The organism is Arthrobacter sp. SPT-J7, from assembly GCF_059089965.1.
In genome coordinates, this window is sequence record NZ_JBNHFF010000015.1 from 1 (window position 1) to 10,393 (window position 10,393).

Genomic DNA, 10,393 nt, shown 5'->3' on the forward strand with positions numbered 1-10,393 from the left:
GCGATACGCTCTCCGGCATCGCCGCCAAGCACGGGATGAGCCTGAGCGCGGTCCTCTCGGCCAACAACCTCAAGATCAACTCGGTCATCTACCCCGGGCAAAAGATCAAGGTCAACGGCGCAGCGTCCTCCGTTTCCAGCGCCTCGGTCAGGACCACCGCTAAAGCCTCCCCCAGGGTCGGCCAAGCCTCCAGTTCCGGCAACTACACGGTTAAGTCCGGCGATACGCTCTCCGGCATCGCCGCCAAGCACGGGATGAGCCTGAGCGCGGTCCTCTCGGCCAACAACCTCAAGATCAACTCGGTCATCTACCCCGGCCAAAAGATCAAGGTCATGGGCGGAGCGGCTTCCGTAGCCAGCAGTTCGCCCAAGACCAGGTCGAAAGCTTCCACCAAGACCGGCAGCACCTCCGCCAGCGGCAACTACACGGTCAAGCCGGGCGACACGCTCTCCGGCATCGCCGCCCGCCACGGCATGAGCCTGGCCGCCGTCCTCTCCGCCAACAACCTCAAGGTCACGTCGGTGATCTATCCCGGGCAGAAGATCAAGGTGACCGGCGCCTCCGTATCCAGCGCATCGACGTCGTCCAAGGCACCGGTCCAGAGCAGCACCGCCACCGGCTCCGGCAGCTACACGGTCAAGTCCGGCGACACGCTCTCCGGGATCGCCGGCAAGCTCAATGTGACGCTCTCCAGTCTGCTGCAGGCCAGCGGCCTGAAATCGACGTCAATCATCTACCCGGGCCAGAAGATCAGCGTCCCCGGCAACTCGACGGCCTCGCAAACCACGACGTCGAACGTCGGCACTGCTTCCACCGCCCCGCTGGTGCCGAGCACCTTCCTGCACTACACCTACCCCGAGGCAGTGGTGTCCAGGGCGAACGAGAACAAGCGGTTGTTGCTCTCCACGCCGCAGCCCAGCCAGGCGCAGATGAAGGACATCATCGCCGAGACCGCCCGCAAGATGGGCGTCGATCCCAAGCTGGCGCTGGCGCATGCCTATCAGGAATCCGGCTTCCAGCAGACCGCCGTATCGCCGGCGAACGCGATCGGCGCCATGCAGGTCATCCCCTCCTCGGGCGAATGGGCCTCGGGTTTGGTGGGCCGCAAGCTCAACCTGCTGGATCCCTATGACAACGCAGCCGCCGGGGTAGCGATTATTCGGTCCCTGGTCAGCACCAGCCGGTCCTTGGACATCGCCATCGCGTCGTACTACCAGGGCCAGTACGGCGTGCTGACCTACGGCATGTACGAGGACACCAAGGCCTACGTGGCTGCGGTGAAGTCGCACATGAAGAAGTTCTAGCCGGCCACCGGCCCACGGCGAAAAGGACCCGAATTACACAGTTGATTCGGGTCCTTTCGCACATCGGACTAGGATCGTAGAGTGCAGCAACCGGCAACTGATTCACTGGTCGGCGCCCTGATCGACGGGCGCTACCGCGTTGTCTCGCGCCTGGCGCGCGGCGGCATGTCCACCGTCTATCTGGCGTCCGACACCCGGCTTGACCGCAATGTTGCGCTCAAAGTCCTCTATCCATATCTGGCAGAAGACCGAAGCTTCCTTGAGCGGTTTGAGCGCGAAGCCAAATCGGCTGCCCGGCTTTCACACCCGCATGTGGTGGGCGTTTACGACCAAGGGATTGACGGCAACGTCGCCTATCTGGCGATGGAGTACGTACGCGGGCACACGCTCCGCGACTTGCTGAACGAGTCTGCGCCGCTGACGCCCCGGCACGCGCTGGCCGTGCTGGATCCTGTCGTCGAGGGGCTCTCCGCCGCGCACGCCGCCAACCTGGTCCACCGGGACATCAAGCCGGAGAACGTTTTGATGTCCGACGACGGGCGGATCAAGCTGGGGGATTTCGGCTTGGCGCGCGCCATCACCACCAGCACCAGCACCGGCACCCTGATCGGGACGGTGGCCTATCTGCCGCCCGAATTAGTCACCGGCACGGCGGCCGATGAACGCAGCGATGTCTACTCCGTAGGGATCATGCTGTTCGAGATGCTGACCGGACGCCAGCCCTTCACTGGCGAGGTGCCCATCCAGGTGGCCTTCCAGCACGTCAATTCCACCGTTCCGGCGCCCTCCACCCTGGTGCCCGGGCTCGCTGCCGATTTGGACGAACTGGTGCTCTGGTGCACGGGGTCGGACCCGGAACAGCGGCCGGTGGATGCAGCGGCCCTGCTCGGCGAACTGCGGCACGTGCACAAGTCGCTCAGCGACGCACAGCTGGATCTCCAGGCCGGACCGGCCAAACCGGCGGGGGCATCGGCCACCGAGGTGATTGCCTCCGATCCACACCGCACCACCGTGATCTCCCGTCCCACCCAGCACACACAGATTTTCAGCGCTGGCGAGGCCGCCGCGCCGCCGGCGGACGAGCAGCGGCCGCTGTCCACTCGGGAGGCGAAAAAGCGCCAGCGGGAACTCACCCGCAACGCCCGGCGTCCCGAACAGAACCTGCGTCCCGGCAACCCGCGGCGCCGCGGCGTGATCTGGATTGTGGTGCTGGCGATCCTGGCCGCACTGGTTGCCGCCGCGGGGTGGTTCTTTGGCATGGGTCCCGGCGCGCTCGTTTCCGTCCCCGACGTCGCCGGAAAACCAGTGGCGGAAGCCCAGAGCATGCTCCAAGAGCAAGGGCTGGAGTACAGGCTCCAGGAAGTCTTCGATGAGAAGGTGGCCAAGGGGATCGCCGTGGGCACGGAGCCGGATGCGCCCATCGAAGTGCGCCGGTTCGAGCATCTGGCGCTCGTCGTGTCGAAGGGGCCGCAGCTGTTCCCGGTCCCGCCGCTGGCCGGAATGACCCTAGACAAGGCCACCGCCGCCCTGGAAGAGGCCAATCTGAGCGCCGGCAAGGTCAAGAAGGCCTACGACGAGGACGTGGCCGCGGGCACGGTGCTCGGCCAGAAACCTGCCGAAGGCGAACAGCTCAGGCGGGGCACCGCCGTCGAGCTGACCGTTTCGAAGGGGCCCAAGCCTTTTGACGTCCCGCAGGTAATAGGCCAGTCCCAGGGCGACGCCGTCGCCGCACTGGAAGGAGCCGGGCTGAAGGTCGAGATAGCACCTGAGGCCGTCTTCGACCGCAATGTCCCGGAGGGATCGGTCGCCTCGCAGGCTCCCGCCGGGGGCCAGGTGGTCCGCGGCGACACGGTCACCCTGACCCTCTCCAAAGGACCGCGGATGGTCGACGTTCCGGACATGGTGGGCAAGCAGCTAGACGATGCAAAGCGCCAGCTGAGGGAACTGGGCTTCGAGGTGGAAGTCAACAAAATCCTCGGCGGCTTCTTCGGCACCGTCCGGGCCCAGGATCCGGTCAATGAGTCGGTGCCCGAAGGCTCCGTCATCACGCTGACCGTGGTGTGATTCCGGCAGCCCGGGCCGTGCGCCGGCCGGGCGGACCGTCGACCCCGCGGCACGTCAGGACGCCAGAAGGCCCGGAACCTGTTCGATGGTTCCGGGCCTTCTGCGGTTTGTTCGGCGCAGCTGCGGCAGCTACCGCTGGCGGGACAGTGCTCCGGCCACCAGGAACGCCATCTCCAGCGACTGCATGTGGTTGAGCCGCGGGTCGCAGACGGACTCGTAGCGGTCCAAGAAGGCGTTCTGGTCGATTGGATCGGCGCCGCCGAGGCACTCGGCCACGTCGTCTCCGGTCATTTCCACGTGCAGGCCGCCCGGGAAGGTGCCGAGTTCGTGGTGCACGTCGAAGAAGCCGCGGACTTCGTCGATCACGTCGTCGAAGTTCCGGGTTTTGTAGCCGTTCGGCGAGGTGACGGTGTTCCCGTGCATGGGGTCGGTCACCCACAGCACCTTGGCGCCGCTGTCCGTCACCCGCTTGACCAGTTCCGGCAGCTTCTGGCGGATATTGCCGGCGCCCATCCGGGTGATGAACGTGAGCCGCCCGGGCTCGCGTTCCGGGTCCAGCTTGTCGATCAGCCGGAGGGCTTCGTCGGCCGAGCTGGTCGGTCCCAACTTGACCCCGATCGGGTTGCGGACCTTGGACAGGAATTCCACGTGCGCGCCGTCCAACTGCCGGGTGCGTTCGCCGATCCAGAGGAAATGCCCCGAGGTGTTGTAGGGCAGGCCGGTGCGCGAATCGATGCGCGTCAGGGCCCGCTCGTAGTCCAGCACCAGCGCTTCGTGGCTGGCGAAGAACTCCACCCGCTTGAGCGCATCGAAGTCGGCTCCGCAGGCGTCCATGAATTTCACCGCGCGGTCGATTTCGCGCGCGAGCGATTCGTAGCGGGAATGTGCCGGGTTGGCGGTGAAGCCCTTGTTCCAGTGGTGCACCAGCCGCAGGTCGGCGAATCCGCCTTGGGTGAAAGCGCGGATCAGGTTCAGCGTGGAGGCGGAGGTGTGATACGCCTGCACCATTCGGCTGGCATCGTGCGCGCGGGACTCGGGGGTGAAGTCGAACCCGTTGACCATGTCGCCGCGGTAGGCCGGCAACGTCACGCCTTCGCGGGTCTCGTCGTTGGACGAACGGGGCTTGGCGAACTGGCCGGCCATCCGGCCCATTTTGATCACGGGCAGCGAGGCGCCGTACGTGAGCACCACGGCCATTTGCAGAATGGTCTTGACCCGGGCGCTGATCTTGTCGGCAGTGGCTGCGCCGAACGTCTCGGCGCAATCCCCGCCCTGCAGCAGGAAGGCCTTGCCATCTGCTGCCTGGGCCAGACGTTCCCGCAGGACGTCGACTTCGCCGGCGAAGACCAGCGGCGGCAGAGTGTTCAGTTCGGCAACGGCGGAGGCGTGGACCGAGGCGTCGTGCCAGCTCGGCTGCTGCACCACCGGCAAATCGCGCCAGTCATCCAAACCGGGGTAGTTCGCCGCCGTGGGCAGCTGGTCGGGAACGGAAGCAGTGAAGGTTGTATCGGTCACGCCTCAATCGTAGACCGCGGCTCTGCCCGGATTCATGTGGGGAAGTCATGCTCCGCCAGCCTGCCGTCACATTGCGGCTGGATTAGCGCGGGAGGTCCTGACCTGATCCCCTGGGTGTTCCGCCGTCCGGGAGCCCGCTTGCATCGGGTTGCTGGGCGGCGGTTTGGCCAGCTGCTTCATTCCGCCCGGCCGCGCCCTCTGCGGCGGGTGAAGGGGCTACGGAGGGTGCGGCGGCGGCAGGGGCGGCAGGTGTGGCGCCGTCAGCGTCGCCGGAAGCCGCCACGGCCGGTCCGGGCTGCTTCGCTGCCCCGGGAGGGACGGGCACCTCGGCGGCAGGGGTCGCTGCGCCGATCACCGTGATGCTACCGGGCGCTTTCGTCTTCGGCGGTTCCGGTTGCTCCGCGGGCAGTCCGACGGCGGTGTGGCGCTGGCCTTCGCCGCGGGCCGGTTTGCGGGCCGATTGCCGCGCCTTGACCGTGCTGGCGTAGGAATCGACGTATTCCTGCCCGGAGAGCCGCATGATCTCGTACATGATCTCGTCGGTGACCGAGCGCTGGATGAACCGGTCGTCTTCCAGTCCCTTGTAGCGGGAGAAATCCAGCGGCTTGCCCATGATGATGCCGACCCGGCGGATGTTGGGGAGGCGCCGGCCGATCGGCTGGACTTTGTCCGTGCCGATCATCGCCACCGGAATGACGGGCACTCCGGTGCTCAACACCAGCTTGGCCACGCCGGTCTTGCCACGGTACAGCTTGCCGTCCGGCGACCGGGTGCCTTCCGGGTAGATCCCCAGCAGTCCGCCCTCCTGCAGCGCGTCCCGTCCGGCCAGCAGGGACGTGGCCGAAGCTGCCCCGCCGGAGCGGTCCATCGGCAGCTGGTTGGTCATCTTGAAGAACGCTGCCGTGAGCTTGCCCTTGATGCCCTTGCCGGTGAAGTATTCGCTCTTGGCCAGGAATACCACGGGCCTGGAGACCGCCAACGGCAGGAAAATCGAATCGGAGAAAGAAAGGTGGTTACTGGCCAGCACGGCGGGCCCGTTATCCGGAATGTTGTCCAGGCCCTTGACCCACGGCCGGAAGAGCAGGCGAACCACCGGCCCCACGACAATGGTCTTCATAAACCAGTAGAACACGTGTGCCTTTCCATTCCGCCGCCGCAGGCCGCATAACAATTCCGTTTGAGACTCTACTCCAGCTTGGCGTCCGTGTGGCGGCGCCGCGTGCAACGCGGGCAAGGAAGAGGACGGCAATCAATGGCCGAACGGCTCCCATAATGACACGATAGTGCCATGACTTCTGCTCTCGACGGGGCCTTTTCCAGTTCCGGGCACGGCCCCAATTCCCGTGTGGGCGTGGTGCTGCTGCATGGCTTTACCGGTTCCCCGCGCAGCATGCGGGGCTGGGCGGAGAGCTTGGCCGCTGCCGGCTTCGCGGTGCGGCTGCCGTTGCTGCCCGGCCACGGCACCACATGGCAGGAGCTGGGAACGTCACGCTGGCAAAGCTGGTACGGAGCGGCCGAGCAGGCTTTCTCCGAACTCGCCCGCGAGCGCAGCCAGGTCTTCGTCGCCGGCCTGTCCATGGGCGGCGCGCTCGCGCTGCGGCTGGCTGCGCACCGCCCGGTCTCCGGCGTACTGCTGGTGAACCCGGGACTGACCATCGCCGATCCCCGCGCACCGTTCAGCGGAGTGATGAAGTACGTCCTGAAATCGGTGCCGGCCATTGGCAATGACATCAACATGCCAGGCATCGACGAGGGCGCCTACGACCGCACCCCGGTGGCAGCAGCCCACCAACTGGGCCAGCTCTTCAAGACGGTGGTGGCAGACCTGCCCCGGGTCACCGCTCCGACGCTGGTCTTCCGTTCCGCCGTGGACCATATTGTGCCGGAATCATCCATGCGGGTGCTGCAGCGCCGCATCGGCACTGCCCGGCTGGAAGTGGTGCCGCTCGCGGACAGCTACCACGTGGCCACCATGGACCACGACGCCGAACTGATCTACCGCCGATCGGCGGAATTCATTCAGGCCGTTGCGGCCACGTCACCAATGCACACAGGAGCCACCCGTGCCGGGACATGATCAGGACCGGGACGACGCCGTCTGGCAGGATCTGGTAGCCCGGCTGGAAGAAACCGACTCCGGGAGCCCGGACGGCCCCTTGCCGGAGCAGCCGGCCGCGGACAGCGGTACGGATCCGCAGCGTCTGCGCGCTATCTTTGAGCACCGCCTGCCCGAGGTCCCCGCGCCGGGGGGCGCCGGGCCGCGGGATTACTTCGTCGAGGAACCGGATGAGGACGAGGGCTACGTACCGCCTGAACCCGAGCCGCTGGGAGCCGGTGAGCCGCTGCTGGTGCTGGCCTGGATCGGCGCCGTAGGAGCTCCGCTGGGCCTGCTGCTGACCGCCATGCTGTGGCGCGGCGCACCGTTCGCTGCGGTGCTGGGAATGGTGGTCCTCTTCGTGGCTTCCGCCGTCTACCTGCTTTTCCGGCTGCCGAAGGAGCGCGACGGGTACGACGACGGGGCGCGCGTCTGACGCGACCGGCAGCAGGATCAGCCGGCGGCAGCCCGCGCGAGGTCTGCTGCCCCGATCATCCCGGCCTTCGGCCCCAGGGCTGCCAGCCGGACGTCCGCCAGCGGGCGGAACCCGCGGCCGGTCAGGTTCCGCTCCAGCGCATGGCGGGCCGGCCGCAGCAGCAGATCGCCGGCTTCGCACAGTCCCCCGCCGATCACAAACATGCCCGGATCCAGCGCCGCGGCCAGATTGGCCAGCCCCAGCCCCAGCCATTCGCCGGTCTCCTCCAGCAGCCGCACACTGGCGGGGTCGGCTTGCTTGGCCTGTTCCGTCACCACCGCGCCGGTAATGTCGTCCACGACGCCGCCCGCGGCCTGCAGCCACCGCTGCGCCACCGGCGAATTGGCGGCGGCCAGCTCCCGCGCTTCGCGGCCCAGGGCATTGCCGGAGGCATACTGCTCCCAGCAGCCGCGGTTTCCGCACGCACAGCGGTGTCCCCCGGGCATGATCACCTGATGGCCGAATTCCCCCGCGACTCCCCAGCGGCCCCGCTCCAGACGGCCATCCATCACCATGGCGCCGCCGATGCCGGTGCCCAGCGTGATACACACCAGTCGCGGCTCTCCCCTGCCCGCACCGAACCGAAATTCACCCCAGGCGGCGGCATCGGCGTCGTTGACTACAGTGACGGGCCGGCGCAGCAGCCGTTCCAGATTGTCTCGCAGCGGTTCGTTCCGCCAGGCCAGGTGCGGGCTGAACAACACGGTGCCGCCGGTCAGGTCCATCCAGCCGGCCGCACCGATGCCCACGGCCACCACAGGGTGCTCCGACGCCACCTCGCGCACGAGCGCCGCGATAAGATTTTCCACGTCCCGCGGATCGTGACCCGGAGTAGGACGGACCAGCTCCGCGATCACGTTCCCGGAACCGTCGACGGCGCCGGCCGCCACTTTGGTGCCGCCGATATCGATGCCCACGGCCAGTCCGCTGTTCTCCACTTCACCATGGTAGGCAAGCCGAACGCGCGCACCGGGCAACTGGAGCGGGAAGGACCGTTACCGTTTCGTGGGTTACCTGCCGGTAAGCGCTGTGATTTAGGTTATAGGCTAAAGGCAACCTCCGTCAGGGAGGCTGAGCAGAGCTGGCCACAGCTGAAGTAGTGAGGAGCTAACGTGCGCGAATACAGCGTGCCCGTCTTGGTTGACGTTCCGCGGGATGCCAACATCGCCGACTTGGTCGTTGAGCAGGCGCAGAAGGCATCAAACCCGGCATTGTTCTCCCGCAAGGATGCGTCCGGGGCATGGCAGGACGTCCGTGCCACCGACTTCCTCGCCGACGTGACACGGCTGGCCAAGGGGCTCATCTCCAGCGGCGTCCAGCCGGGCCAACGCGTGGGCATCATGGCCCGCACGCGCTACGAATGGTCCCTGGTGGACTTCGCGGTCTGGTTCGCCGGCGCTGTGTCGGTCCCAATCTATGAGACCTCCTCCCCCAGCCAGATCGCGTGGATCCTGGGCGATTCAGGCGCAGTGGCAGTGTTCGCCGAAAGCGCCGCGCACGAAGCCAAGGTGCGCCGGGCCGCCCTCGACGAGGGCTTGGAAGACCTGAAGCACGTATGGCAGCTGGACGAAGAATCGCTGGATGCGCTCCGCACCGCCGGAAACGATGTACCGGACGCTGACGTGGAGGAACGCCGCCGCATTGCCGGCCTCGACGACTTGGCCACCATTATCTACACCTCCGGCACCACCGGACGGCCCAAGGGCTGCGAGCTTACCCACGGAAATTTCGTGGAGCTGTCCAAGAACGCCGCTGCAGCACTGCCGGATGTTGCCCACGAGGGCGCCCAGACCATTATGTTCCTGCCGCTGGCCCACGTCTTCGCGCGGTTCATCTCCGTGCTCTGCGTTGCTGCAGGGGCGACAGTGGCGCATACCCCGGACATCAAGAATCTGCTGCCGGATCTGCAGAGCTACCGGCCCACGTTCATCCTGGCCGTTCCGCGCGTCTTCGAGAAGGTCTACAACAGTTCCATGCTCAAGGCGGAGGATGGCGGCAAGGGCAAGATCTTCCACGCCGCCGCGGACACTGCCGTCGCCTGGTCGCGGGCCGACGCGGCCGGCAAGGTACCGCTGACCCTCAAGCTCAAGCACAAGCTCTTCGACAAGCTGGTGTACCACAAGATCCGCGAAGCCATGGGCGGCCGGGTTGAGCACGCCGTCTCCGGCGGCGGTCCGCTGGGTGAACGGCTGGGGCACTTCTTCCACGGCATCGGCCTGCTTGTCCTGGAGGGCTACGGACTCACCGAGACAACGGCGCCGGTCTCCGTCAACACGCCCCAACTGATCAAGATCGGCTCGGTCGGGGCACCGCTGCCCGGCAATGCCGTCAGGATTGCGGACGACGGCGAGATCCTCGCCAAGGGCGTCTGCGTGCTCCGCGGCTACTACAACCGCCCGGATCTCACCGCGGAGGCGTTCACCGACGGCTGGTTCCGCACCGGCGACATCGGCGAACTGGATGCGGACGGCTTCCTGAGTATCACCGGCCGGAAGAAGGAAATCATCGTGACGGCCAGCGGCAAGAACGTTGTCCCGGCACAGCTTGAAGACCAGATCCGTGCGGACGCGCTGGTGTCCCAATGCGTGGTGATCGGCGACAACCGCCCGTTCATCTCCGCACTCATCACGCTGGACGAGGAAGCGCTGCCCGGCTGGCTGGAACGCCACGGGCTGCCGGCCAGCACCACGATGGAGCAGGCGGCCGAGCATGAAGCCGTGAGGACCGCAATCCAGTCGCTGATCGACCAGGCCAACCAGTCGGTCTCCCAGGCGGAGGGGATCAAGGCCTTCCGGGTTATCCCGTCCGACTTCACCGAAGCGTCCGGACACTTGACGCCGTCACTGAAGATCAAGCGGTCACAGGTTCTGGCCGATTTCGACGAGTATGTGGAGCAGATCTACACCAGCGTCCGGCAATAACCACTCCGGCGCGACGGAA

Annotated in this window: 8 protein-coding genes; 5 read left to right on the forward strand and 3 right to left on the reverse strand. The window is 66.5% G+C overall.

The features are described from left to right. Both AC5RWX_RS17655 and pknB read left to right on the forward strand, forming a co-directional pair. The coding region (locus AC5RWX_RS17655) for a LysM peptidoglycan-binding domain-containing protein (RefSeq protein ID WP_494097679.1) at nucleotides 1-1,304 on the forward strand (1,304 nt) is incomplete at its 5' end. A gap of 81 nt (nucleotides 1,305-1,385) precedes the next feature. Beyond that, a complete protein-coding gene (gene pknB / locus AC5RWX_RS17660; protein WP_493957917.1) occupies nucleotides 1,386-3,368 on the forward strand; it encodes a Stk1 family PASTA domain-containing Ser/Thr kinase in 1,983 nt (660 codons plus the stop codon). Between the two features lie 129 nt (nucleotides 3,369-3,497). On the opposite strand, the gene AC5RWX_RS17665 is transcribed toward pknB, so the two are convergent. Both AC5RWX_RS17665 and AC5RWX_RS17670 read right to left on the reverse strand, forming a co-directional pair. After that, nucleotides 3,498-4,883: a class II 3-deoxy-7-phosphoheptulonate synthase gene (locus tag AC5RWX_RS17665; protein ID WP_493957918.1), complete on the reverse strand. Its 1,386-nt coding sequence runs from the start codon at nucleotides 4,881-4,883 to the stop codon at nucleotides 3,498-3,500. An 82-nt stretch (nucleotides 4,884-4,965) separates the two neighbouring features. Then, nucleotides 4,966-6,015: a lysophospholipid acyltransferase family protein gene (locus AC5RWX_RS17670; protein ID WP_493940307.1), complete on the reverse strand. Its 1,050-nt coding sequence runs from the start codon at nucleotides 6,013-6,015 to the stop codon at nucleotides 4,966-4,968. Nucleotides 6,016-6,171: 156 nt separating this feature from the next. Here AC5RWX_RS17670 and AC5RWX_RS17675 point away from each other — a divergent pair, with 156 nt between their 5' ends. Continuing rightward, complete coding sequence (locus AC5RWX_RS17675) at nucleotides 6,172-6,960, forward strand: alpha/beta hydrolase (RefSeq protein WP_493957919.1); 789 nt, start codon at nucleotides 6,172-6,174, stop codon at nucleotides 6,958-6,960. Further along, entirely contained in the window at nucleotides 6,947-7,414 is a 468-nt protein-coding gene (locus AC5RWX_RS17680) for a hypothetical protein (RefSeq protein ID WP_493940305.1), read from the forward strand. Before AC5RWX_RS17675 ends, AC5RWX_RS17680 begins: the two co-directional genes overlap by 14 nt. A 17-nt stretch (nucleotides 7,415-7,431) precedes the next feature. Here the strand turns inward: AC5RWX_RS17680 and AC5RWX_RS17685 are convergent, their stop codons facing one another. Continuing rightward, on the reverse strand, nucleotides 7,432-8,391 hold the full coding sequence (locus AC5RWX_RS17685) for an ROK family glucokinase (protein WP_493957920.1): 960 nt from the start codon (nucleotides 8,389-8,391) through the stop codon (nucleotides 7,432-7,434). A gap of 174 nt (nucleotides 8,392-8,565) precedes the next feature. Here AC5RWX_RS17685 and AC5RWX_RS17690 point away from each other — a divergent pair, with 174 nt between their 5' ends. Beyond that, the gene (locus AC5RWX_RS17690; protein WP_493957921.1) at nucleotides 8,566-10,374 is read left to right on the forward strand and encodes an AMP-dependent synthetase/ligase; all 1,809 of its coding nucleotides are present in this window, start codon (nucleotides 8,566-8,568) and stop codon (nucleotides 10,372-10,374) included. Nucleotides 10,375-10,393: the final 19 nt, after the last annotated feature.